The organism is Sphaerisporangium rubeum, assembly GCF_014207705.1.
In the GTDB taxonomy this organism is placed as follows: domain Bacteria; phylum Actinomycetota; class Actinomycetes; order Streptosporangiales; family Streptosporangiaceae; genus Sphaerisporangium; species Sphaerisporangium rubeum.
Genome location: NZ_JACHIU010000001.1, coordinates 6,032,234 through 6,056,957 on the forward strand (window position 1 = coordinate 6,032,234; position 24,724 = coordinate 6,056,957).

At 69.6% G+C, this 24,724-nt stretch carries 22 protein-coding genes; 5 read left to right on the plus strand and 17 right to left on the minus strand.

Annotated features, from left to right (window positions below):
- Positions 1-73: 73 nt before the first annotated feature.
- Positions 74-2,290 (minus strand): SNF2-related protein, encoded by a 2,217-nt coding sequence (locus tag BJ992_RS25585; protein WP_184985225.1) that lies wholly within the window; start codon positions 2,288-2,290, stop codon positions 74-76.
- Between the two features lie 434 nt (positions 2,291-2,724).
- Between BJ992_RS25585 and BJ992_RS25590 the strand changes: the two genes are divergently transcribed.
- Positions 2,725-4,128 (plus strand): helix-turn-helix transcriptional regulator, encoded by a 1,404-nt coding sequence (locus tag BJ992_RS25590; RefSeq protein ID WP_484592958.1) that lies wholly within the window; start codon positions 2,725-2,727, stop codon positions 4,126-4,128.
- A gap of 88 nt (positions 4,129-4,216) precedes the next feature.
- On the opposite strand, the gene BJ992_RS25595 is transcribed toward BJ992_RS25590, so the two are convergent.
- A complete protein-coding gene (locus tag BJ992_RS25595) occupies positions 4,217-4,777 on the minus strand; it encodes a dihydrofolate reductase family protein (protein WP_184985229.1) in 561 nt (186 codons plus the stop codon).
- An 87-nt stretch (positions 4,778-4,864) separates the two neighbouring features.
- Between BJ992_RS25595 and BJ992_RS25600 the strand changes: the two genes are divergently transcribed.
- On the plus strand, positions 4,865-5,380 hold the full coding sequence (locus BJ992_RS25600) for a winged helix-turn-helix transcriptional regulator (RefSeq protein WP_184985231.1): 516 nt from the start codon (positions 4,865-4,867) through the stop codon (positions 5,378-5,380).
- Between the two features lie 64 nt (positions 5,381-5,444).
- On the opposite strand, the gene BJ992_RS25605 is transcribed toward BJ992_RS25600, so the two are convergent.
- Positions 5,445-7,412: an ATP-binding protein gene (locus BJ992_RS25605; RefSeq protein ID WP_184985233.1), complete on the minus strand. Its 1,968-nt coding sequence runs from the start codon at positions 7,410-7,412 to the stop codon at positions 5,445-5,447.
- A 124-nt stretch (positions 7,413-7,536) separates the two neighbouring features.
- Between BJ992_RS25605 and BJ992_RS25610 the strand changes: the two genes are divergently transcribed.
- Positions 7,537-8,400 (plus strand): amidohydrolase family protein, encoded by an 864-nt coding sequence (locus BJ992_RS25610; protein WP_184985236.1) that lies wholly within the window; start codon positions 7,537-7,539, stop codon positions 8,398-8,400.
- Positions 8,401-8,472: 72 nt separating this feature from the next.
- On the opposite strand, the gene BJ992_RS25615 is transcribed toward BJ992_RS25610, so the two are convergent.
- The 6 genes from BJ992_RS25615 to BJ992_RS25640 are packed head-to-tail and all read right to left on the minus strand — an operon-like array spanning position 8,473 to position 14,754.
- Positions 8,473-9,564, minus strand: a complete 1,092-nt coding sequence (locus BJ992_RS25615) for an Ldh family oxidoreductase (RefSeq protein ID WP_184985238.1) — start codon at positions 9,562-9,564, stop codon at positions 8,473-8,475.
- A gap of 31 nt (positions 9,565-9,595) precedes the next feature.
- Positions 9,596-10,477 carry a glucose 1-dehydrogenase gene (locus BJ992_RS25620; RefSeq protein ID WP_184985240.1) on the minus strand — a complete coding sequence of 294 codons (882 nt, stop codon included), beginning with the start codon at positions 10,475-10,477 and terminating at the stop codon, positions 9,596-9,598.
- Positions 10,474-11,337 (minus strand): fumarylacetoacetate hydrolase family protein, encoded by an 864-nt coding sequence (locus BJ992_RS25625; RefSeq protein WP_184985242.1) that lies wholly within the window; start codon positions 11,335-11,337, stop codon positions 10,474-10,476. Before BJ992_RS25625 ends, BJ992_RS25620 begins: the two co-directional genes overlap by 4 nt.
- A complete protein-coding gene (locus tag BJ992_RS25630; RefSeq protein WP_221474974.1) occupies positions 11,334-12,380 on the minus strand; it encodes an alpha-ketoacid dehydrogenase subunit beta in 1,047 nt (348 codons plus the stop codon). The genes BJ992_RS25625 and BJ992_RS25630 overlap by 4 nt, the downstream gene beginning before the upstream one ends.
- Positions 12,320-13,330 (minus strand): thiamine pyrophosphate-dependent dehydrogenase E1 component subunit alpha, encoded by a 1,011-nt coding sequence (locus BJ992_RS25635; RefSeq protein WP_184985244.1) that lies wholly within the window; start codon positions 13,328-13,330, stop codon positions 12,320-12,322. Before BJ992_RS25635 ends, BJ992_RS25630 begins: the two co-directional genes overlap by 61 nt.
- A complete protein-coding gene (locus BJ992_RS25640; protein ID WP_184985246.1) occupies positions 13,327-14,754 on the minus strand; it encodes a 2-oxo acid dehydrogenase subunit E2 in 1,428 nt (475 codons plus the stop codon). Before BJ992_RS25640 ends, BJ992_RS25635 begins: the two co-directional genes overlap by 4 nt.
- A gap of 327 nt (positions 14,755-15,081) precedes the next feature.
- Between BJ992_RS25640 and BJ992_RS25645 the strand changes: the two genes are divergently transcribed.
- On the plus strand, positions 15,082-15,858 hold the full coding sequence (locus BJ992_RS25645; RefSeq protein WP_221474975.1) for a FadR/GntR family transcriptional regulator: 777 nt from the start codon (positions 15,082-15,084) through the stop codon (positions 15,856-15,858).
- 152 nt (positions 15,859-16,010) lie between these two features.
- Positions 16,011-16,745, plus strand: coding sequence for an SDR family oxidoreductase (locus tag BJ992_RS25650; protein ID WP_221474976.1), 735 nt, complete (start codon positions 16,011-16,013; stop codon positions 16,743-16,745).
- 121 nt (positions 16,746-16,866) lie between these two features.
- On the opposite strand, the gene BJ992_RS25655 is transcribed toward BJ992_RS25650, so the two are convergent.
- From BJ992_RS25655 to BJ992_RS25690, 8 genes are all read right to left on the minus strand, one after another.
- Positions 16,867-17,604 carry a GntR family transcriptional regulator gene (locus BJ992_RS25655; protein ID WP_184985248.1) on the minus strand — a complete coding sequence of 246 codons (738 nt, stop codon included), beginning with the start codon at positions 17,602-17,604 and terminating at the stop codon, positions 16,867-16,869.
- A 48-nt stretch (positions 17,605-17,652) separates the two neighbouring features.
- Positions 17,653-18,474, minus strand: a complete 822-nt coding sequence (locus BJ992_RS25660; RefSeq protein WP_184985250.1) for an SDR family NAD(P)-dependent oxidoreductase — start codon at positions 18,472-18,474, stop codon at positions 17,653-17,655.
- A 31-nt stretch (positions 18,475-18,505) separates the two neighbouring features.
- Positions 18,506-19,489 (minus strand): NAD(P)-dependent oxidoreductase, encoded by a 984-nt coding sequence (locus BJ992_RS25665; protein WP_246497560.1) that lies wholly within the window; start codon positions 19,487-19,489, stop codon positions 18,506-18,508.
- Positions 19,490-19,577: 88 nt separating this feature from the next.
- The gene (locus BJ992_RS25670; RefSeq protein WP_184985254.1) at positions 19,578-20,843 is read right to left on the minus strand and encodes an MFS transporter; all 1,266 of its coding nucleotides are present in this window, start codon (positions 20,841-20,843) and stop codon (positions 19,578-19,580) included.
- 39 nt (positions 20,844-20,882) lie between these two features.
- Positions 20,883-21,707: an MBL fold metallo-hydrolase gene (locus BJ992_RS25675; RefSeq protein ID WP_184985256.1), complete on the minus strand. Its 825-nt coding sequence runs from the start codon at positions 21,705-21,707 to the stop codon at positions 20,883-20,885.
- Positions 21,708-21,732: 25 nt separating this feature from the next.
- The gene (locus BJ992_RS25680; RefSeq protein WP_184985258.1) at positions 21,733-22,596 is read right to left on the minus strand and encodes a carbohydrate ABC transporter permease; all 864 of its coding nucleotides are present in this window, start codon (positions 22,594-22,596) and stop codon (positions 21,733-21,735) included.
- Positions 22,596-23,471, minus strand: a complete 876-nt coding sequence (locus BJ992_RS25685; RefSeq protein WP_184985260.1) for an ABC transporter permease subunit — start codon at positions 23,469-23,471, stop codon at positions 22,596-22,598. The genes BJ992_RS25680 and BJ992_RS25685 overlap by 1 nt, the downstream gene beginning before the upstream one ends.
- Positions 23,472-23,557: 86 nt before the next feature.
- On the minus strand, positions 23,558-24,712 hold the full coding sequence (locus BJ992_RS25690; RefSeq protein ID WP_184985262.1) for an ABC transporter substrate-binding protein: 1,155 nt from the start codon (positions 24,710-24,712) through the stop codon (positions 23,558-23,560).
- Positions 24,713-24,724: the final 12 nt, after the last annotated feature.

Consider the following 24,724-nt stretch of genomic DNA (forward strand, 5'->3'; position numbering starts at 1 on the left):
TCCTTGTCCGACCTTCACCGAAAGGCCGGGGGACGTCCGCTCAATCTTGAGCAGCCCTCGAATCAGGCCGGAATCAGGAAAGCGCGAGCCGCCGCTGCTCCTCCTCGACGATCCGCCGCGCCAGCGACTGCTCGGAGACGTCCACCGCACCGGCCGTCGCGTCCGCGAGATCGCTCCGCCGTGCGTACGCGTCGAACAGGTCGTCCTTGGCGGCCAGGATCGCGAGCATCCGCTGATCGACCGCGTCCACCGACAACAGCCGATGCACCTGAACCGTGCGAACCTGCCCCATCCGATGCGCACGAGCGACCGCCTGCGCCTCCAACGTGGGCTTGACCTGCGGCTCACACATGATGACCACAGACGCGGCCTGCAGATTCAGCCCCGTCCCCCCGGCCTGCACCTGACTGAGCAGCACCGCGTGACCAGCGGCACGCGAGAACTCGTCCACCAGTTCCTGACGCCGCACCGCAGGCAGGGCCCCCGTGAGCGGCCCGTGCACCCGGCCGTCCAACGCCGCCTCGACCGCCGCCAGCACAGCACGGAAGTACGAGAACACGACAACCTTCAACCCGTTGGCCCGCGCGTCCTCCACCAGTTCCAGCAGCCGCTTCAACTTGGCCGAGGTGGCAGGCTCGGCATAGGCCGCACGACGCATCGCCATGAAGTTCCCCGCCGCCACCGCCTCCCGGTACGCCGCCATGTCCGCACCGCTGAACTCCACCCACTCGTCCACATCGACCCGTTCCGGCAGCTCCGCGAGCACATCCTCCTGATTCCGCCGCAGATAAACCGGCGCCACAGCCCGCCGGAACGCCATGGCCCCCGCCGCCACCTCCTCCCCCCGCAACTCCTCCGCCATCTGAGGCCGCAGATAAGACACCAACACCCGGAACTCCTCGACCCGGTTCTCCATCGGCGTCCCCGTGAGAAACAAAACCCGCTCGACCCGCGCACACCAAGCCGCCACCGCTTTGGCCCGCCGAGTCTCCGGATTCTTCACAAAATGCGCCTCATCCACCACCAACAACCCAACCCGCACCCCGTCCACCACCCCACCCGGCACCCCGTCACGCACCCCGTCCACCACCCCACCCGGCACCCCGTCACGCACCCCGTCCGCCACTCCACCCGGCACCTCCAGCCGGTACAACCCGTCCATGGTCACCACCGCGACCCCACCCCGCCGCGACCACACCTCCCAAGCCGCCTCCCGCTCCTCCCCATGCACCCGATAAGCCGCCAGCGTGCTCCGACCCTCGATCTCCCGAACCCAGTTCACCAACACACTGGCCGGACACACCACCACAAAATGCGTCTCCCCCCGCGCCTTCAAATGCGCCAGCACCGCCACCGCCTCGACCGACTTCCCGAGCCCCATCTCGTCCCCGAGAATCACCCTCCCCTGCGCCAACGCGAACCGCGCACCGAACGCCTGATACCCCCGGAGCGAAACCCGCCGCTCCGCGTCATCCAGCTCCTGCGCCTCGACCTTCGCCACCAGATCCCCAGGCAGAACCCCATGTCCACTCTCAACCGGCTCCCCCGCGATCTCCGCGAGCAAGCTGTAATACTCCGCACTCCTGAACTCGAAATCCGTCCACGCCTCGAACTCCGACCCCGCCGGCCGCAACAGATCCGCCGTCGCCTGAGCGATCGACAGCCGCGTCTCCCGAGCCCCCGCGAGCACCCCCGCCATCTCCTCAACGGCATCCCGAGCCCTCTCCCTCCTCCCCGAGTCCGCGAACAACATCCGCACGAACCCCCGCGCCGGCCGAGCCTCCTCCAGCAACCCCTCCACCTGACCCACCACCCCGCGAGCCACCTCGACAGCCCGCGGCAGCTCCGGCCCCGCCTCGACCAGCCGCCGCAACGCCACGACCAGCTCCCCGGAAAGCCGATCCCGCCGCTCCGCGTCGATCCTGATCCCCGCCGCCTCGACAGCGGCCCGCCGAATCGTCTCCGCCGCCGCACGCACCTGCCGCACCGTCCCCGCACCGACCCCCGGCAGCAACTGCAACTCATACGCGGACGCGTCCAGCACATCGAGCACCGTGGAAAACCCGTTCCGCTCCAACACCCCCACCCGCAACCGCCCCTCGGTCACATCATTGATCCGCGCGACCGGAATCCCCGCAAGCTCCCCCCGCGCCACCTCCCCCCGCACCGCGGCCAACGCCTCAACAACCCCCCGCCGCACCCCCGCATACTCCTCAAGCAGCCCCCGAGCCTCCCCGAGCAACCCCTCGGCATCCCGGCACAACTCCCTGACCCGCCGTCCCACCCGCACCCCACCTCCGTCCCTTCCTGATCGCGAACCACGCCTCTGCCCTGTGTGGACGTGCGCTGAACAACCAACCCGGCGACCCGAACTCGACGCCTATGTGTCGCAGAGCGGCCGGATCGTGCTCGGCACCAGCATGACGACGTCCGCGCGTGCCATCCAGCCCCGCCTAGGTCGACCATCACCCTCTACAACCCCCACGGCAGACGGGCCGGCGACTTCACCCCCGAACCCAACAACGGCGTATTCACCCTGACCCTCGCCGAGTACCTCAGGACCTTCGAGAAACTCGGCTACGCGGAGATCCGGACGACCTGACCCGACGTCACCCCGGGACCGCACCACGGGGCGGCGCATGCCGTCAGCCGGTCGATCCCTGGTCGTTTCACCGGAAACGCTTGGCACGCGGCCCTGACCAGTGCCATCGTTCATCACGCTCAGTGGTCGTCCGATTACGGAGGCTGATGGTGGAGGCAAGCGAAAAGCAGACGGCACGTCCCGAACTGGTCCGCGCACGACGCCGCAGAGGCATGAGCCAGGAGGCGGCGGCCGAAGCACTCGGCGTGTCGCTCACGACCTGGGCCCGCTGGGAACGAGGCGAACAAGGCGTACGCGCACGCCACCGCGCTCGCCTCGCCGCGGTCTTCGGCGCGACCCACGCGGACGTCGAGCGGTGGGTAGACGGCTGGACCCTCCCGGAGACACCTTCCTGGCCACTCGCCGACTGTGGCGACGGTTCGGTCACGGCTACCGTGAAGTCGGCCGACCTGCTGTGGAGGTTCGAGATGGATCAGTCCCGCCGACACATGCTCGCCACCCTGCCGTTCGTCCCGGCAGCACTGGCGGAGTGGCTGACCTCGTGGACGTACGACAACCCCGCCGCGTCGGCCGCGCACACCGGGACCGGACGCGCAGTCGGCATGACCGACGTTCAGCGCATCGACGAGGCTCGGCAGATGTTCAGCCAGATGGATCACCAGTTCGGCGCCGGACTGGTCCGTCCCGTGGTCCTGCGCTACCTCCACACCAACGTCACGCCGCTGCTCCACGGCCGCTACGACGACGAGGTCGGAGCGGCACTGATGAGCGCCGCCGCCGGTATGAGCCGGATGGCAGGCTGGACCGCCTTCGACATGAACCTGCACGGCCCGGCGCAGCAGCACTTCGGCCAGGCGCTCAGGTTCGCCAAAGCGGCCAACGATCCCTTGACGGCCGTATGGATCCTGACCGCCATGACCCGGCAGGCGATCCACATCGATCAACCACTCTGGTCTCTGCGCCTAGCACGTTCCGCCAGAGAGACCGCACGGCAGGCGCAGGCGTCACCACGGGTCATGTCCCTGTTGATCTCACGCGAGGCCTGGACGACCGCGCTGCACGCCAAGCCAGGCGAGTCCGGCGACAAGCACGCCGCCAGGCAGGTTCAACGGCTGCTCGGTGAAGCCGAGCGCGCGTACGGACAAGGCCTCAGCGACAGCGACCCGGCGTGGGTAATCACGTACGAGGCGGCGGAGCTGCACGCCGAAGCCGGCAGGTCATGGGGACTGATCGGCGAGCATCAGCGCGCGGCGGCCTGCGCCGAAGCAGCAGCCGAGACGTTCCAAGGCCGCCTGCCACGCTCCGCACAGTTCAACCGCATGCACGCCGCCGACGCCTACCTCAACCTGGGTGAACTCGACCAGGCCCTCGCCACCGCACGTCCCGCCGTCCGCCAGGCCAAAACCCTGAGCTCCAAGCGCTCCGTGGAGTTCGTCAAGTCGTTCACGACCCGCCTCGACCCCCACAGCACCACCATCGCCGTCCGCGAATTCCGCGACCACGTGAAACAGGAACTCGCCGCCTAGCGTCCCCGGTCCTCGATCACCGGCAGGAGTCGCGAACGGTCGGTTCACGCCGCACCTCCGATCGCCACCTGACACGCCACACGACCACTCAGTTCTCCACGGCGTACCGGAGGTAGAGCGTCCCCTTGGAGAAGGTGTGCTGATCGAGCAACCTCAGGTTCCTGTGAACCCCCTCGGGAAGTGAACGTGTACCGCTGCCGACGATAACCGGACAGACGACCAGGTGGACCTCGTCGACCAGACCGGCCCGATGCGCCTGAGCAGCGAGGTTCGCACCACCGATCGACAGATCCTTCGCCGACGACTCCTTGAGCGCACGCACGGCCTCCGCATCGAAGGTCCGCTCGATGCGCGTCCGCGCACTGCGCGGCTCCGCCAACGTCGTGGAGTAGACGACCTTCTCCGCGGACCGCCAGATCTCGCTGTAGTCGAGGATGTAGTCGGGAACGTCCGGCTGCTCATGCACCGTCTCCCAGAAGACCATGACCTCATACATCCGTCGTCCGTTCAGATGAGTGCCGAGCGGCCGAGCCAGATCGTTCATGAACCGGTGCACCTCCTCGACCGGCTCGGCCCAGCCGAACTTGCCGTTCTCATCGTTGACCCGACCGTCCAGGGACACGATGTCGACGTGGATCAGCTTCCCCATGACTCCTCCTCCATGACGCGGTTGCATTATGCAATCGGTTCCAACCTAGATTAAACTGATTGCAAAACGCAACCGGTAGGAGGCTCAATGCTCGAAGCTCACCGCTCAGGTTGCCCCATCAACCTGTCGCTGGAAGTCCTAGGCGACCGCTGGAGCCTCCTCATCCTCCGCGACATGATCTTCGGAGGCCGCCGCCACTTCCGCGAACTCCTCACCGCCTCCGACGAGCACATAGCGTCCAACATCCTCGCGGCCCGCCTCAAACACCTCGTCGACCTAGGAATGCTCACCAAACACGCCGACGAGACCCACAAACAAAAGGTCGTCTACAGCCTGACCGAGGCATCCATCGACCTCGTCCCAGTCCTGGCCGCACTCGGCACCTGGGGAACCCGCTGGCTACCGGTCACCAAGGAAATGTCGATCCGCGCGACAGCCCTCTCCGAAGGCGGCCCCCCGATGTGGACCCGCTTCATGACCGAACTACGCGAAGAACACCTCGGCACCCCAGCCGGCCCACCCCCCGCCGGCCAAACCGTCCGCGACCAACTACAAGCCGCCTACCAGCGCACCCTTGAGGCACATTCACACCCGGAACCGTGACTCGCCGACCACCGACGCCGCACGTCCGGTGTCCCGCGAGTTTCCCCTTCCTCCACGAGTCGTCCTATCCGGCCATGACCGTCTCCGGCGCCGCCGCACCATGGACCCGACGCAGGTACTCCATGGCATGCTCGGACGCCGGATCCTGGTTCAGCCGGTCACGGTAGAAGTGGAGGCGATCCTCGCAGTCGTCGATGATCTCGCTCCAGGTACGGGCCCAGATGCGGACTCCGCCTTCCCACTCGGCGATACATCCCGGAGGCAGGTTCGGCGCGCTGGCGTCGCGTCTCACGATGTCGTCCATCTCGGTGGAGACGACCCAGAAGTCCCAGCGCACACGCGGGTCACGGAACTGAGGATCGTTGACGACCGCCTGCGCATAGCTCTTGATCTGCGCGACCTCCACCTGGCCGATCTTCACCTTCGGAGCCTTCAGTTCGACGATGAGGTGTTCCCTGCCAGAGTTACCCCGGTGAGCGCGACCGAGAAGCAGGTCGACGATTCCTCTTCTGCCGTCCTCTCGCCGTACCGGATCGAGCCGACCATCCTCCGGCTCGCGTCCCAGTTCCTTGAGGTGACGCCTCAGTACGGCGTCGAGGCTCTGGTCGCTGATCATCAGTGCATAGGCGTCGCCGAAGATCCAAGTCTCGCGTTCCAGGATCTTGTGGAGTTCGCTCCGTTCCTTCACGGTCCTGCTCACGTCCGGCTCGAAGACCAACTTCCGCAGAGCGGCAAGGAAGTCGAGCCGATCCCCCACTTCCCCGGTCGCCTTGATGACCTGCGACAGACTGGTCCGCTGAAGGATCCGCTTGAGCTCGTCCTGCTCCGCCTGCGGCAGCCGGAACAACTCGTCCAGCACCGGATACAGCCCGCCAGGGTCCCGTGAAATAACCGCACGAAGCAGCCGCAACGTGGTCCGCTTGCTCTGAGCCGCCCCCGGCAGGCGCCGCGCTATCCTCGTCGCCACCTCGTCGAACATCTCTCGTTCGACGGCCTGCGCCGGCTCTACAGGTTCACCCGAGTACGGATAGGTGCCCTCGTTCTTCCACTCCTGGATGAGCCTGACCCGCCGCTCCATGTCGCGTTTCTTGAAGTGCGCACGCAACCTTTCCCGTGCGCACTCCAGCAACCCACTGAGCTCGTCCATCTCAGCGAGCGGCAGATCGTCACGCCGCTCCACGAAGCCGTCCCACAGCAGATAGGCCGTGAAGTGATAGCCCGGTGCCTGTATGCCTGGGGAGGACTCGTCGAGCACGACACCGTTGGCGTCACAGAGCGCCAGCACACGTCCCACGTTCTTCGGCCACCCGATGACACGCAGCAGCGGTTCGGGATAACCGCCTGAACCTGACCAAGGCACCGGATACTCGGCTGTGTCGGTCCAGACGGTGGCAGGGTCCAGGACATCACCCTGGTAGCTGATCCGCACCCCGGGATTGGCCGCTAGGAAGGGAGCGAACGTCGAGGTGAGCTGCTGCGCGGTGTCGTCCTGAGTGAGCCGGTTGACGTAACCGGCGGGGACGGAAGCCTCCACTCTCGTCCCGGTCGCGCCGGACACGAGGACAGGTTCGGAGATCTCGAAGTCCGCGGGCCGGTCCGCCACGCCGCTGATGACCGTGCGCTGCATCCGGCCGTCGGCCGCCTGCGCCACGGTGATCCATTGAACCTGCTCGCCGAGCGCGAAGGCCCGGAGCCGTCCCTGGCCGCTGTGGCCGTGCAGTCCGCGTCGCAGATCAGGGGAAACCTTGGCGGTGGCCTTCCACGAACCGCCGAGCCCTTCGAAGTAGTGCGCGCACGAGGCGTTCGGCATGCCGTGGCCGTCGTCGGTGACGACGACCGACTCCACGCCACCGATCTCGTTGACCTCGACCTCGACGCTGACGTTGTGCGCCTCCGCGTCCAACGCGTTCCAGATCATTTCCGCCACGGCCCCTGCCGGGTCCTTGAGGCGAGCGAGTCGCAGCAGGTGGTCGGGTTTGGCTTCGATGTGAACGGTCCGCACGCGGTCACTATCGCAGATCGAGTAGCTCACCAGGCGTCGTTGCGGCGAGAGGCGTCGTGGCAGGTGGGTACTTGTGGAGAGCTGCCGTCTTGCAGGTAACTTGTACGGTCTTCTGGACGTGGCTCGGGGAGAGGTGGGACGCGGGATGGTGGGTATGGATGTCGCCGGGTTGGTCGCCATCGATGTGCACACTCATGCGGAGGTTTCGCGGGAGGGGCACAGGTCGTTGAGTGATGAGTTGTTCGAGGCTTCGGCGAAGTACTTCAAGGGGGCCGCGCGGCCGTCCATCTCTGAGATGGCGGCGTACTACCGGGAGCGGCGGATGGCCGCGGTGGTGTTCACGGTGGACGCGGAGCACGCTACGGGGCATCCGGCGATCTCCAATGAAGAGGTGGCGGAGAGTTGCGCGGAGCATGCCGATGTGTTGATCCCGTTCGCGAGTGTGGATCCCTGGAAGGGGGTGGGTGGGGCTCGGGAGGTGCGGCGGCTGGTCCGGGATCACGGGGTGCGGGGGTTCAAGTTCCATCCGAGTCTGCAGGGGATGGCGCCTAACGATCCGGTGGCTTATCCGTTGTACGAGGCCATCGAGGAGGCGGGGGTGCCTGCCCTGTTCCACACGGGGCAGACGGGGATCGGGGCGGGGGTGCCGGGGGGTGGGGGTGTGCGGTTGAAGTACTCGGATCCGATGCTGGTGGATGACGTCGCGGTGGATTTTCCTGAGTTGCGGATCGTGCTGGCGCATCCGTCGTTTCCGTGGCAGGACGAGGCGCTGGCGGTGGCGACGCACAAGCCCTACGTGTACATCGACCTGTCGGGGTGGTCGCCGAAGTACTTCCCGCCGCAGCTCGTGCGGTACGCGAACACGTTGCTCAAGGACAAGGTGCTGTTCGGGTCGGACTATCCGCTGATCACGCCTGATCGGTGGCTGGCGGACTTCGACACGCTTGACATCAAGCCGGAGGTCCGGCCGCGGATCCTCAAGGACAACGCGGTGCGGCTGCTGGGGCTCGGCGGCTGAGCGTGTGCCGGTGTCGCGGGAGGGCTCCCGGCGTCCCTGAGCGCCGGGGGCCGTACGCGACACCGTTCGCGGCTAGATGCCGGGAAGGTCGCTCTCGGTGAGGTCGAGCCGGACGGCCAGAGCGCGCAGTTCATGCCATACCGGTGCGGGAATCGGGATGCCGGATTTCTCACGAGACGCACGGGTGGCGCGTTCGGGGTCGCCGGGAAGCCGGACCGTGTCGAAGCCCTGGGCCGGGGGTGTGGCGCGCAGGGCCTCGGTGGCGTCGTGTGCGTCGGCCGTGTAGTCGTGCTCGGGGACGAAGGCTCCGGGTCGCATGACGATCAGGACGACGCCGTTGCCCCAGACGTACTCCGGCAGGCAGGAGGGGTGGTTGCCGGACAGCGCGCCACCGAGCAGTTCCACGAGGACGGACAGGCCGAAGCCCTTGTGTCCGCCGAACGGCAGGAGTGAGCCGCCGGCGTAGAAGGCTTCGGGGTCGGTGGACGGACGGCCTTCGGCGTCCTGGATGAGGCCTTCCGGGACGGTGCCGCCGGCGGCGCGGACGACGCGGAGTTTGCCTTCGGCGACGGCGGCGGTGGCGAAGTCGACGATCACGGGAGGGCCGTCGCCGGTCGGGACGCCTGCGGCGAACGGGTTGGTGCCGAGCATGCGGCGCGCGCCGCCGTACGGCGCGACCGCCGGGTCGGCGTTGCACCACATGACGGACGGCAGGCCGCGCGCCGCGAGCAGTTCGACGTACTCGCCGATGCGGCCGACGTGGTTGCAGTTCCTGATGGTGACGACGGCGGCGCCGAACCGGCCGGCGAGGTCGGCGGCGTGATCCACGGCGAACAACGCGGCCGGTTGTCCCCAGCCGCGGTGGCCGTCCACCACGGCGGTCGCGCCTTCGCTTCTGACCACCCGCGGACGCGCGTCCGGTACGGCGAGGCCGCGGTCGGCGAACTCGGCGTACCAGGGGAGCCTGATCACGCCGTGCGAGTCGTGACCCGCCAGGTTGGCCGAGACCAAGGACTCGGCGACCTGGCGGGCCAGGTCGCCGGGGGTGCCGAGGCCTTCCATGAGGGTTGCCGAGAAAGCAGTCAGCCGGTCGGCGGTCAGCACCACAGGGTCAGGCGCGGGGGCCCCCGGGGTTTCTGACCCCGGGGGGATGGCGGTCGTCATCGGGCCACGCTTCCGATCTGGATGGCGGTCGTCATCGGGTGGCGCTCTCGGCCGTGCGGGCCGAGCCGATGGTGCCGCCGGCGTTGAGTGCCAGGTTGCCGCCGTCCACCGGGAGGATGACGCCGGTGACGAAACCGGCGGCGTCGCTGCCGAGGAACACCGCGACCGCGGCGATGTCGGACGGCTCGGCGAGCCGGCCGAGGGGGATGCCGGCCACGAACCGGTTCTCCACCTTGCCGCCGTCGAAGCGCTGGTCGGCGAGCAGTGAGCCGATGCCTTCGGTGCGGACCTGGCACGGCTGGATGGCGTTGACGCGGATGCCGTACGCGGCCCACTCGACGGCGAGTTCCCTGGTGAGCTGGTTCACCGCGCCTTTGGTGATGCTGTAGGCGAAGTTGCCGCGGCCGAGCGCGCTGGAGCCGCCGATCGAGCTCATGTTGACGATCGAGCCGCCACGGCCGCCGGCGATCATCAGTGCTCCGGCGGCCTGCGCGGCGAGCAGGTAGCCGGTGACGTTGACGTCCACGACGTGCTGCCACTCGTCGAGCGTCAGGTCGGCCGGCGGGGTGTGACTGCCGGCCGCCGCGTTGTTCACGAGGATGTCGACCTGGCCGTACCGGTCGGCGATCCGCTCGAACGCGGCCTCGATCTGGTCCGGGTCCGCCATGTCGCACTGGAGGAAGGCGGCTTCGGCGCCGGTGGCGGCGAGCGCGTCGGCCGCCTTCTGGCCGTGGCCGGCGTCGCGGTCCAGGCCGACGACGGTGGCGCCGCGTTCGGCGGCGCGGGCCCCGATCGCACGGCCGATGCCTTGACCCGAGCCGGTCACCACGAGCACCCGGCCGTCGAGGCGGAACGGGTCGCCGCAGCCGAGCAAGCCGTCGCCGCCTGCGCCGTTGACAGAGCCGCCGTTCACGCCGTACCGCCGTCCACCACGGGGTTCTCCAGCGCGCCGAGGCCGCTGATCTCCACACGGACCACGTCACCGGGACGCAGCCAGCGCTTCGGGTCGCGGGCCATGCCGACACCTGACGGGGTGCCGGTGGCGATGACGTCACCGGGGTTGAGGGTGATGACGCTGCTCAGGTACGACACGAGCGTGCGCACCGGGAAGATCATGTCGCTGGTGCTGGCCTCCTGGAGCACCTCGCCGTCGATGGTGAGCCGCAGCGTGAGGTCCTGCGGGTCGCCGATCTCGTCGGCGGTGGTGATGTACGGCCCGATGGGGCCGAAGGTGTCGAAGCTCTTGCCGAGGTCCCACTGCGTGGTGCGCACCTGCCAGTCGCGCGCGGTCACGTCGTTGAACGGCGCGTAGCCGGCGACGTGGTCCAGCGCGTCGTCCTCGGAGACATGCCGCGCGGTCGCGCCGATCACCACGGCGAGCTCGGCCTCGTAGTCGATCTCGCCGGACTCGGCGGGGACCACGATGGGGCTGCCGTGCGCGCTGAGCGCGTTGGTGAACTTGGCGAACACCGTCGGGTACGGCGGCGCCTCGGTGTCGGTCTCGGCGGCGTGCTCGGCGTAGTTGACGCCGATGCAGATGATCTTGCCAGGGTGCGGCACCGCCGGCAGCAGGTCCAGGTCGGCGAGCTTGCCGGCGCTGTCGGCGCCGGCCGCGGCGTCGGCGGCGCGGCGCAGCGCGTCCCGGTCGGCGAGCAGGTCGCAAAGGTCCGCAGGCAGCGACGGGTCGGCGAGCCGCGGGTCGGCCACGGTGCCGTCCTCCCGCACCACGCCGTACCGCTCCTGCTGCGCGGTGCGGAAACTGACGAGCTTCATCGGGCCTCCTGAGGTCCGTCGGCGAGTACCTGCCGCACCGCGCGCACCACGTCGGCCTCGGTGGGGAGGATCGCGTCGAGCAGAGCGGGACTGTGCGGGATGGGGGTGTGCGCGCCGGTGACCCGGTGGACCGGCTGGTCCAGGTACCAGAACGCCGATTCGGTGATGCTGGTGACGATCTCGGCGGCCATGCCGCCGTACCGCGGGGCCTCGTCCACCACGACGACCCGGCCGGTGCGCCGGACCGACTCGACGATGGTGGCGGTGTCCAGCGGGTACAACGTGCGCAGGTCGATGACCTCGGCGGACACGCCGTCCTGCGCGAGCGCCTCGGCGGCCTGCGTCGCGAGGCGCACGCCGTAGCTGTAGCTCACCACGGTGACGTCGGTGCCGCGCCGCGCGACGTGCGCCGAGCCGATGTCCACGAGCTCGGTGTCGTCGCCGACCGGGCCACGGGCCCCGGTGAGCTTCTTGTGCATCATGAAGATCACCGGGTCGCTGCCGCGCAGCGCCGACTTGATCAGGCCCTTGACGTCGTACGGCCGGTACGGCGACACGACGCTCAGGCCCGGCAGACCGGAGAACCACGGCTCAAGGCTGTTGTTGTGCTGCGCGCCGCCCTGCGCCACACCGGAGGTGGCGCGGATGACCAGCGGGACCGGCGAGCCCCACATGTACCGCAGCTTGGCGGCCTGGTTGGCGATCTCGTCCATGGCGCCGTAGGCGAAGTCCATGAAGTTGAGGTCCACCAGCGGACGCGTGCCGGCGAGCGCCGCGCCGACGCCGGCCGCCACCATGGCCGCCTCGGAGATCGGCGAGTCCCGCACGCGGGTGCGGCCGAACTGGTCGCCGAGGCCCTTGACCTGCGCGAAGTGGCCGCCTCTGTCGAAGAGGTCCGTGCCGAGCACGAACACTGTCTTGTCGCGCTGCATCTCCTCGCGCACACCTTGCTGGAACGCGGTGGAGTAACTGACGTCGGCGCTCATCGTCCGCTCCTGGTCCACGCGGAGACGTTCTCTGCGGCGGTGGAGGGGTCCGGCCATGGTGACTCCTCGGCGAAGCGCACGGCGTCGTCGACCTGAGCGTGCGCGGCTGATGTACGGCGGTCGAGCTCGTCGGGGTCCAGCAGGCCCTGCTCGGTGAGCCTGGCGCAGAATCGTTCGATCGGGTCCTTGGAGGTACGCCACCGCGTGACCTCGTCCTCGGTGCGGTACCTGATCACCTCGCCGCTGTTGTGTCCCCGGTAGCGGTAGGTGAGCAGTTCCAGGAAGGTGGGGCCGCCGCCTGACCGGCCGCGCTCGGCGGCCTCACGTACGGCGTGGTAGACGGCGACCACGTCCTGGCCGTCGATCTGGTGGGACGGCAGGCCGAAGCCCGCGGCCCGCGCGGCGACCGACTCGCCGCCGGTGACCTGGCTGGACATGGTCTCCACCGCGTACACGTTGTTCTCGCAGACCGCGATGAGCGGCAGCTTCCACACCGCGGCGAGGTTCACGAACTCCCACACGCGGCCGGTGTTGGCGCCGCCGTCGCCGAAGAACCCGAGCGCGACCTGGTCGGAGCCCTTGACGACCTGGCCGAGCGCCGCACCCATGGCGATGCCGAGCCCCGCGCCGACGATGCCGTTGCTGCCCCACATGCCGCGCTCGAAGTCGGCCAGGTGCATCGAGCCGCCGCGACCGCCGACCACACCGGTGGCCTTGCCGAACAGCTCGGCGAGCACCCCGCCGACCGGCAGGCCCTTGGCGAGCGCGTGATGGTGCGAACGGTGCGTGCCGGACACGATGTCGTCGGACCGCAACCCACGGACCGCGCCGACCGCCACCGCCTCCTGGCCGATCGCCGCGTGCATGCCACCGGGGACCTTGCCGCGCAGCGTCAGCTCGTCGGCGACCTCCTCGAAGCGGCGGATGAGCAGCATGTCGGACAGCCAGTCGAGCAGTTCCGCCTGCGGGGTTCCGTCCAGGTCCGGGCCGGACGTCGCGATGGTCATGATTGCCTTCCTTCTTGCACGATGCCGGATCCGGTGAGGAGCGTGGGGGTGGCGAGGATCGCGGCGAGCCGTTCGAGCACCTCGGCGGCGTGGTGTCCGTCCCAGTACCGGTGGTCGACGTTGAGGGTGGCCTGCATGGTGGTGCCGACCGCGAGCGCGCCGTCCTGGACCACGGGACGCTGCGCCGCGCGGCCGACCGTGAGCAGCGCGCTCTGGCCGTACGGGACGACGCCGGTGAAGCTGTCCACGCCGCGGCTGCCGAGGTTGGACAGGGTGCCTGCGGGGGTCAGGCCGTCGCTCGCGACCATGCGGCCCTGCTGCGCGCGCTCGGCCGCGGCCCAGCGTGCGGTGGACAGCGCGGCGAGGTCCTGGTGCGGGACCGACGGCAGCACCGGGATGACGACGCCGCGCTCGGTGGCGACGGCGAGGCCGAGTGCGACGTCGGTGGTTCCCTGCCGCTCGGTGAGCGCGAGTGCGAAGGCGCGGAGCAGGAAGTCGGTCAGGGTCAGGCGGGGGAGGACGATCTTCCAGCCCTTGAGGGTGTCCAGGGCCGGCTCCATGCGGATCTCGCGGGTGACCGTGAAGTGCGGGATGGTCTGCCAGGAGAGGGACACCGACCTGGCGATGGCGGCCCGGTGCCGGTCGAGGTCCTGCGGCACGTCCTGCTTCGCGGCCACGGGGGCCGGCGTCCCGGCATCGGTCGCGGTGGTCGCCGCCGGGGGTTGGACGGTTCCGGTCGCGGCTGTCCCTGCGGGGGGTCGGACGGTTCCGGTCGCGGCCGGCGCCTGGACGGCCGAAGAGCCCGCGCCGGTCGCCGCGGCAGCAGGAGTGTGCGCCGCCGCGGCGGTCGCCGCCACGGCCGGACCGGTCTCCGCAGCCGGACCGGTCCCCGCCGTGGCGGGGCCGGCCGCGGCGGCCTCGAAGGCCAGACGGCGCCGGCGCGGACTCAGCTCATGGGGACGCCGGCCGCCGGCGTCGCCGTTCACGGCGGACGATGTCCGCGTTCCCGCCTCGGCGGGGATCTCTGTGACCGCCTCGGCGACGGTCTCCGTCGCCGTCTCGGCGGGGGCCTCCACCGCCACGGCCGGTGTCTCCACCACCGGGGCCTCGGTCTCCGCCGGCGCCTCGGCCGTACCGGAGGACATGGCCGTCTCCGGCACGGCAGGGGTCTCCTGCGGAGGGCTCTCGCCAGGGGCCAGGACGTGGCTGATCGTCGCGCCGGGCTGGATGTGGCTGGCAGCCGGGTAGAGGTGCGGCCCGAGTACGCCGTCCTCCGGGCTCTCGACCTCCAGCTCGGCCTTCGCGGTCTCGACCAGCGCGACCGGCTCCCCCGCGGCGACCTCGTCACCGGGATTCTTGAGCCAGCTCACCAGGAGGACCTCGTCGGGGGCCATGCCGAGGACCGGGATGTAGATCTCGGTCATCGCGCGCTCCTCACGGCGGCCACACCGGAGAAGCCGGCGGCACGGAGGGAGTGCGGACGCGGCCGGACAGTGGCACCGGGAATCGCGGCGGGACGCGGCCAGGCGGTGGTACCAAGGCCGGCGTGTGGCCGGCGGTCGGACCTGACCTGCTCACCTGTGAGGTCGGGGGCACCGTCCGTGACGGGCCGGCATGGCGGCGACATGGGAGAAACCTCCGTGACGGGGGTGTGGATCGGTGGGTTTGTCTGATGGCGGACTACCGGCCGCAGCAGAATGCGGGTCACAATGACCACACGAGCGAGCGAGACATAGGATGTCGAAGGTCTGATGTCTACCGTAGGGATCCCAGGGGAGCAGGTCAAGATGGTGACGGCACGGCCTCGCACGGGCACGCGACAGCAGCGGCTCATCCAGGAGCGCGTCAAGGAGCTCATCTTCGACCGCGGCCTGCGGCCCGGCGACGCGCTCCCGACCGAGAGCGACCTCCTGCGTGAGCTGGACGTGTCCCGCGCGTCGCTGCGCGAGGCGCTCAAGGCCCTGGAGGCCCTGGAGATCGTCGAGGTGCGGCACGGCCACGGCATGTTCGTCGGCCGCATGTCGATGGACGCGCTGGTCCACGGCCTGGTCTTCCACGGCCTGCTGAACCAGCGCCAGGACGTCGGCGCCGCCGTCGACCTCGTGGACGTCCGCGACATCCTGGAGTGCGCACTGGTCAGGCGTATCGCCACCACGATCGACGAGGACGGCATCGCGCGCCTTGAGGCCATCGTCGAGCGCATGGAGGACCTCGGCCGGCGCGGCGAGCCGATCGTCGCCGAGGACCGGCGTTTCCACGAGGAGCTCTACGCGCCTCTCGGGAACCGCCTGGTCATGCAGCTGCTGCGCGCGTTCTGGGAGGTCCTTGAGGAGCTGCGTCCCGAGCTGCCTGGTTCGCGCAGGTCCTCCCCCGCCGAGGACGCGCACCACCACCGGCTGATCCTGGAACGCCTCCGCTTCCGCGACCCGATGGGTGCGGAAATGGCCATGCGCGAGCACTTCGTCGGAACGCACGCCTGGTTGAACCCGGCCGCCACGGTCGAGCACGAGGCTCAGAGCGGCTCCTGAGGCCGTCTGGATCTTCGATACCGTCGACCGCCTCGGCGAGATGCACGAGCACTCGCCGAAACGGTCTCCCCTTGACCCGGTTATCGGCGATCCTTAGCATCAGGACATCAGACGTCTGATATCCGAACTGTCTGCCTCTGAAGGAGATCAGCGTGGGTCGATTCGAGGGCCGTACCGTGCTCGTCACCGGCGCCGGGTCCGGCATCGGGTTCCACATGGCGTCCCGGTTCCGCGAAGAAGGAGCCGTCGTGTACGCGGCCGACCTCAACCCCGGCGGCTGTCCGGACGGCACCACCGCGCTGCCTCTCGACGTCACCTCGGAGTCGCAGATCCGTGAGACCATCGACCGGGTACTCGCCGGCACCGGCCGCCTCGACGTCCTGTGCAACAACGCCGGCGTCGGCTCGACCACCGGCCCCGTCGACTGCACCGCCGAGGAGTGGGACCACGTCTTCGCCGTCAACGCGCGCGGCGTCTTCCTCGGCACCAAGTACGCGCTCCCCGCCATGCTCGCTCAAGGCAAAGGCGCCATCGTCAACACCGCCTCGGCCGCCGGCCAGGTCGGCCTCGTCGACCGCACCGCGTACGGCGCCAGCAAGGGTGCCGTCATCGCCTTCACCAAACAGGTGGCCGTCCAGTACGCCGGCACCGGCGTCCGCTGCAACTGCCTCGTCCCCGGCACCGTCGACTCCCCCTGGGTGGGCCGCCTCCTCGACGCCTCCGCCGACCCGGCCACGGCCCGCCAGAACCTGGTGGCCCGCCAGCCGGTGGGCCGCCTCGGCCGACCCGCCGAGATCGCCGAAGCCGCTCTCTACCTGGCCTCCGACGACGCCGATTTCATCACCGGCACCGAACTCGTCATCGACGGCGGCCTGCTGGCCCGGTGAACCGCCGTACGGCGGCGCCGGATTCGCCGTACCACTTCCCGCCGTACCGGCGCCGACATCGCGGTGCCAGGAGCACGGTGTGTGGGACCGTACCCGCGAGCGTGACCGTGACGGACGAGGTTCACGCGGTCCCGGCTGTGGCGCTCTGCGGAGCCGGTGCCGGCAGCGGGGTCGGGCCAGGAGGGTCGTTGAGGGCGGTCACGAGGCGTTCGTAGCCGCCTTGGACGTGGGCTCGGAAGGCTTTTTGGGCTTCGAGTTTCTTGCGGCGGCGGAGGACGTCGAGGAGTTGGCGGTGGTCGCTCTCCCAGTCGATGTTGTAGTCCGGTCGCAGGGTCATGCGGGTCATGAGGACCCAGTGGATCTGGGAGCGGAGGCTTTCCCAGGCGCGGTACAGGGGTGCGTTGTGTGCGGCCAGGTAGACGGCGTCGTGGAAGAGGATGTCGCAGTCGGCCACGGCGGCGGGGGTGCGCGCGTCGGGGGCCGTGGCGTGGAAGTCCCGGAGGACCTCTTCCATGCGTTCGAAGTCGTCGTCGGTGGCGTTGCGGCAGGCGTACTCGATGGCGACCTGTTCGATCGCGCGGCGGGTGCTGTAGATGTGCTCGTGGTCCTCACGGGACAGGGTGAGCACGCGTGCGCCGCGGTGGCGTTCGATGACGACGAGGCCTTCTTGCTCCAGGCGGAGCAGCGCCTCGCGTACGGGGCCGCGGCTGACCTTCTTGCGGGTGGCGAGCTCGTCCTCGCGGAGCCGTTCACCGGCTTTGAGCTCGCCGGACACGATCGCGCGGCGCACGTCGTCTGTGACCTCGTCGGTGAGAAGGCGCCGGCGCGCGGGGCCGAGTACGGCGAGGGGCTGCGCCATGTGGGGTCTCCTGTTGATTTCCAACTGTCGACAATGACTATACAAGTGTCAGGAGATCGCTCTCAGGCTTCCTCCGGCGTTCAGGCTCAGGTTTCCGCCGTCCACCGGCAGGATCGCGCCGGTCACCATGGCTGAGGCGTCCGACAGCAGGAACAGCACGGCGTGCGCGATGTCGGCGGGTTCGGCGAGCCGGCCGAGCGGGATGCCGCGCAGCATGTGCGCGAGCAGTTCGGGGCCCTCGGGGCCCGGTGTGTCGACGAGCGTGCGGAAGAGCGCGGTGTTGACCTGGCACGGCTGGATCGCGTTCACCCTGATGCCGCACGGGGCCCATTCGACGGCCAGCTCACGGGTGAGCTGGTTCACCCCGCCTTTGGCGACGCTGTAGGCGAAGTTGCCGCGGCCGAGCGCCGAGCTGCCGGCGATCGAGCTGAGGTTGACGACGGCGCCGCCTCTGCCGTGCTCGATGAGCCGCCGGCCGACGGCGCGCGCGACGAGGAAACCGCCGGTGAGGTCCACATCGAGCACTCTGCGCCAGTCGCCGGCCGCCAGGTGCTCAGGCGCGGTGTGCACACCGATGGCGGCGTTGTTGACGAGCATGTCCACCGTGCCGAGCGCCTCGGACGCGCGGTCCACCAGGTCCTCGACGGCCTGCTCGTCGGTGATGTCGGCGACCGCGCCGAAGGCCCGCACACCGCGCGCGGTGAGCTCGGCGACCGCCGCGTCGAGGTCGGGTTCGCGTACGTCGACCAGTGCGATGGCCGCGCCACGCGCGCCGAGGACTTCGCTCACCGCGCGTGCGATCCCCCCGGCGCCGCCGGTGATCAGCGCGACCCTTCCCGTCATGTCGAAAACGTCGTTGCCACCGGCCATGGGGTACCTCTTTCTCCGTGTGCGGGGGTGTCTATTCGGGGACGGACGTGACGCGCACCGCGGGCTCGACGGCGAGACGGCCGTGGTTCACCTCGTGCGTGGCGATGTAGGCGATGACGTCGGCGACGGTCCACTCGCTGAGCCGCCGCGCGGCGCTGGTGGAGTTCCACGCGTTGTGCGGGGACAGCAGCATGTTGGGTGCGGTGCGCAGCGGGGACGACTGCGGCAGCGGTTCGGTCTCGAAGACGTCGAGACCGGCGCCTGCGAGGTGGCCGTCGGCGAGCGCGAGCGCGAGTTCGTCCTCGTCGATGAGGCCGCCGCGCGACACGTTGACGATGAGCGCGCCTTGGCGCATGCGGCGGATCTCCCGCCGGCCGATGATGTGCCGGGTCTGCGGGGTGAGCGGGACGTGCAGGGAGAGCGCGTCGGCGTCGTCGAGCAGTTCGCCGAGGTCGGCGACGAGGCGCGCACCGGGGATCGGCTCGGTCACCAGCGGGTCGAAGACCCGGACCTCGCCGACGAACGGCACGAGCCGCTCGACGGCGGCGCGGCCGATCCTGCCGCAGCCGAGCACCGCGACCGACGCGTCGCCGAGCGAGAAGATCGGCCCGATCTCGGCGCCGCCACCCCATCCGGCGCCGCGTACGACGGCGTCCGACTGGCTGAGCCTGCGTTGCAGTGCCAGCAGCATCGCCACGGCGTGCGTCGCCACTTCGCCGACGGCGTACGCCGGCTGGTACACCACGGCCACGCCGTGCGCGCGCGCGGCGTCCAGGTCGATCGTGTCGAGGCCGACGCCGGCCCGGCCGACGACGCGCACCGAGTCCGCCATCGCGGCGAAACACGGGTCGTCGAGCCGGTGCAGGGTCACCACCAGCGCGTCGGCCCCCGCCGTCAGTTCGGCGATCTCGCCAGGGGTGTCGGCGGGCCCGGTGACGAAGTCGACCTCGCCACGCAGCCGGTCCGCGAGCTCGTCGAGTACGGCGAGCGCGCCACGCGCCACCGCGATCCTCATCGCCACGCTGATCCTCCATTTTTGTCGATAATCAATTGTCAACAACAATCACTGAGGGAGATGCCTCGTAGGTCCGTCATCCGGTCCGTCACAGAGCCCCTGCGGGGCCCGGCACCGGTGCTTCGTCCTGCGCCACACCGGGTTCGCGGGGAGGCGGCGCGGGCCGCCACGGCGCATGGGTGAGTAAGCCGAGCGCGAGGCCGGCGAGCTGCGCCAGGCCGGCCGCGAGCAGGCACCAGACCACGCCGTACTGCGCGACCACCCCGAGCGTGGCGGCCCCGCAGGCGAACGAGAAGCTGCGCAGCCCGGCGCCGGTGCCGAACACCCCCGACTGCACGTGGAGCGGCGACCGTTCGAACCGGGTGCGGAACAGCCCGGTGAACAGCGGCGCGGTCACGGTCCCCGCGAGGAACATCACCACGAGCGTCAGCGGGGGGCCTTTCACCAGGCCGAGCAGGCACAGCAGCGCCGCGTACGCCACGGCCGAGGCGCGGACCACGACCTCGGGCCGGCCCCGCAGCGGCCAGCGGGCCGTCACCACCGACACGACCAGGTTGCCCGCGGCGAGCGTCACCAGCAGCACACCGGTCCACCGCAGGCCGCCGGTCAGTGCCACCGACAGCAGCGGCGCCGCGACGACGAGCCCGGCCTGCGCGAAGGCGGTGAACGACGTCAGCACCGTCACCTCGCGCAGCACCCGGTCGGCGACCATGGCGCGCAGTCCCGAGCCGATCGCGGGCCACCCCGCGCCGCGACCCGCCGCTCGCCTCGGCAGCCGCATGCCGCCGAGCGGCAGCAGCGCGAGCGCGAACGGCGCACCCACCAGCAGCAGTTGCCCCTCCGCGGTGAACGTGACGCCGAGGCCCGCGAGCGCGGGACCCGCCATGCCGGCGACGCTGAACACGGCCACGTCGAGCGACAGCGCGCGCGGCAGGCGCCACGCGGGGAGGATGCGTGCGAGCTGCGCGGTGAGCGCGCCGCTCAGCATGGGGTGACCGATGCCGATGACCGCCGCGACCGCCATGAGCGGCGGCAGCGGCGCGAACGTCATCAACCGGCCCAGCAGCGCGAGGCCGCCGCACGTCAGGCAGAGCACCCCCGCGTACGCCAGGGCCGGTCGCCGCACCTGGTCGAGCACGGCGCCGGCGAACGGCCCGCCGAGCGCGGCGGACGCGGTCGCCGCCGCCACGAGCAGCACGCCGTCCAGGGGTGGACGGCCGAGGGTGAGCGCCGCGAGCAGCAGCGCGGGGGTCATCGCCTCGACGCCGGTGCGGCCGAGTGCGGCTGTGGCGAGGTAGGCGGTGAACCGCCGTCCCTCACGTGACCCGTCGGCCGGCTGTCGGTCGTCGCTCATGGCACGCCGGGACCTTCCCCGGACCGCAGGCGCCGGGAACTATCCACGGGGGAACACAATGGGTGCGTCGATGCGCGGGATCGCGACGTCGGCGTCCGGCGCGAGCCGGTGGTAGATGTCGACGAACCGCCGCGGGTCGAGGGTCGCGCCGGGGCCGTAGTCCTCGTCGTGCCACAACCCGAAGTGCATCGGCACCGCGAGCCTCGGCCGCTGGCGGAACGCGAGCAGCGCCGCCTCGTCGGCGTCCATGTTCCCGGCGGTCCCGTTGATGCAGATCAGCGAGATGTCGACCCGGTCCTCGGTGTCGTCGACGATCCGCGCGTCGTACTCGGTGTCGCCGGAGTGGTAGATCCGCCATCCACCCGCGGTGATGATGTAGCCGACGGCGTCCGGCGTGGGCTCCTGTTCGAACATGTGCCGCGCCATGACGGCCTCGATCGTCACGTCGCCGACGCCGACGGTGTCGCCGCGCCGCAGCGCGTGCGTCCTGTCGTGCGGGAAGCCGCCGCCGCGTGCGATCTTCACGGCGGACGGCGGCCCGCCGAACGCCGTACCGGGGTGCGCCGCGAACGCCGTCACGCAGTCGGGGTCGAGGTGGTCGTCGTGCGGGTGGGTGGCGAGCACGATGTCGAACTCCGACTCCTCGGCCGTCAGCGGCGCCGGGACGCCGCGCGAGATGCCGTACGACGCCACCACCGACTCCGACAGGTAGGGGTCGATGGCGACCGTCGTGCCGCCGGGGCTCTTGATGACGAAACCCGCCTGGTAGAGCCACCAGATGCCGACGGTCCCCTCGGGGACCGCCGTGTCCCTGATGTCCGGCCACACGGACGTCGCGGTCACCGTGGTTTCCTGGCCTGTCACGTTCACTCCTTACGTAGCGCGGCGGTCAGCCCTTGACGCCGCCGGCGGTGAGGCCGGAGATGATGAAGCGCTGGATCAGCATGTAGAGCACGACCGGGGGAAGCGCGTAGATCAGGCCGCCGGCGAGCAGCACGTCGACCTGCGTGTCGAGCTGGCCGATCAGGGTCGCGAGGCCGACCGCCGCCGGGTAGCGCTCCGGACTGGTGATCATGGTGGTGGCGAACAGGTACTCACCCCAGCTCGCGAAGAACGCCACGACCGCGACCGCGACAATCGCCGGCGACGTGAGCGGCACCATGATGCGGCGCAGCACGCCGATGTGGCTGCACCCGTCGATGAGCGCCGCCTCGCGGATCTCGCGCGGCACCCCCGACATGGCGGACCGCAGGATCCACACGCCGATCGGCAGCACGAACGCCGCGTGCAGCAGCGACAGCGCGAGCAGGCTGTTCACCATGTCGGCCCGGCTGTACAGCTGGTAGATCGGGATGATGACGATCGCCTCCGGCATCATCTGCGTGGTCATCAGCAGCACACCGAACAGCGCGCGGCCGGGCCAGCGCAGCGCCGACAGCGCGTACGCGCCGATCGTCGCGAGCAGCGTGGTCACGACGGTCGCCGCCAGCGACAGCAGCGTCGAGTTGACCAGCCAGCCGCCGATCGGCAGGTCCTGGAAGACCTTCGCGAACCCCGACAGGTCCAGCTCGGTCGGCCACAGGCTCGGCGGGTAGTGCAGCGTGGAGGCCGGCGACTGGATCGCGGTCAGCACCATCCAGTAGATCGGGAACAGCACGACCAGGCACACCACGGTGATGAACAGGTAGCGTCCCGCGACGCGCAGCCGTGCCAGCTGGAACCGGTCCCCGGCCGGTGCGGAAGTCGTGGTCATCAGTCTGTGTCCTCCCCGTACCGGCGCTGGATGCCGAGGATCACCAGGGTCACGAGAAGGGTGACCACGAGGCTCGCCACGCCGATGGTGGTGCCGTACGAATAGTCGTAGAACTTGAAGGCGCTGTTGTAGATCCCGAGGACCAGCGTCTCGGTGTCCCGTCCCGGGCCGCCGCCTGTGGTCAGCCAGATGAGGCTGAACTGCCGGAACGCGAAGATGAACGCGAGCAGCGACAGCAGGACGAGAGTCGGCCTGATCGACGGAAGCGTCACGTGCCAGAACCGCCGGAACACGTTGGCGCCGTCCACCCGTGCCGCCTCCTCCAGCGACTCGGGGACCGTCTGCAGCGACGCGAGGATCACGATGCTGTAGAAGGGGAACGTCTTCCACGTCGAGATCAGCACGATCGACACCATGGCCAGCGGGCTGGAGGTCAGCCAGCCGCCGGACGCGTCCAGCCCCGGCACATGGTCGGAGATGATGTTGATGACGCCGAACGTCGGGTTCATGATCCAGATGAAGATCAGGACCGTGGCGATCTCAGGGAAGGCCCACGGCGTCATCATGATGCCCCGGATCAGGCCCCGGCCGCGCATCCGCCTGTTCACCAGCAGCGCCGTCGCCAGCCCGAACCCCACCGCGACCACGACCACCGACAACGCGTACGTCAGCGTGTTGAACAGGCTGCCGTAGAAGTCGGGGTCGTGGAACAGCCGGTCGTAGTTCTTCACCCCCACGAACGACGCGTCCTCCGCGCCGAGCGAGGTGTCGGTCAGGCTGAGCCGGACGCTCTGGAAGATCGGGTAGAGCACGAACACGGCTTCGTAGATGAGGATCGGCCCGGCGAGCATGTACGCGAGGAGATACGTACGCACGCCGCGGCGTACACGGCGAGGCGCGGAGGCCGGGCCCTTCGGGCCGGCCTCCGCCACATCGGCGCCGGCCGGCGCTGTCGAGGTCGTCATTTGAGCCGGGACGCCAGGTTTTCGAGCTGCGTCTGCGCCTTGGCCATGCTCTCGGCCACCGGCACACCCTTGGTGAGCGACTCCTGGAAGTTCTTCAGCACGATGTTCCCGAACTCGTCGTTGGCCGTGATGAAGTCACCCATGAGGTCCATCGGGGTCACCGGGTTGACGTCCTGGTACCCGCTGAGCCACGGCAGATCCTTGAGGTACGTGGCGAACTCCGGAACCTCGTTGAGCTCCGGGTAGGGCGGGATCGCGTCGAGCGACTTCATCGTGAGCAAAGCCATGTTCTCCGGTTTGAGCAGCCACGCCATGAACTCGGTGGCGGCCTCCTTCTTCTCCGTGTTCTTGAAGATCCCGATCGGGTGGACACGGGAGGTGCCGCGCTTGCCCTGCCACGGCGAGGCGGCGCTGCGCAACTGGCTGTAGATGTCGGGGCTGTTGGACTTGAGCACGTTGACGGTGGCCGAGACGACGACACCCATGGCGGCGCGGCCGTCACCCATGAGGCTCATCATCTGCGCGTCGTTGAGGCCCTTGGGGATGCTGGTGTCGTAGATCGACTTGAACAGCTCCAGCGACTTCACCACCGGCTCGCTCGTGACGAGCGGAGTGCGTCCGTCGGCCCACTTGCCGTCGTAGGCGTTGACCGTGTTCTGCAGGTTGAACCAGAAGCTGCCTTCTTCGGCGAGGGTGTTCGCCTGGATGATGCCGAACTTGTCCGGCCGCTTGGTGAGCTTCTTGCCCTGCTCGATCCACTCCTCCGGCGTCGTCGCCGGCTGGAGGCCCGCCTCGGTGAGGATCTTCTCGTTGTACAGCAGTCCGAAGCCGACGGTCACGGTGCTGACGCCGTACAGCGCGCCGTCCTTCTGCATGAACGCGTGCAGCTTGGGGTCGGGGGTGACCTTGGCGGCGTTGATCGCCTCGGTCGCCGGCAGGAGCTGGTTCAGCGACAGCAGCCGCGCCGCGAGGTCCGGCGGAGCGGTGATCAGGTCGCCGTCCAGCGCGCCGGACTGGATCTGGGTGAGGACGTTGTTGGAGTACTGCGCGAACGGCCATCCGGTCATGCTGACCTCGATGGTCTTGCTCTGCGCGTTGAAGGCGTCGCAGACGGCCTTCCAGGCCTCCTTGCGGCCGGGCTCGAAGCCCATCCATGAAACGAT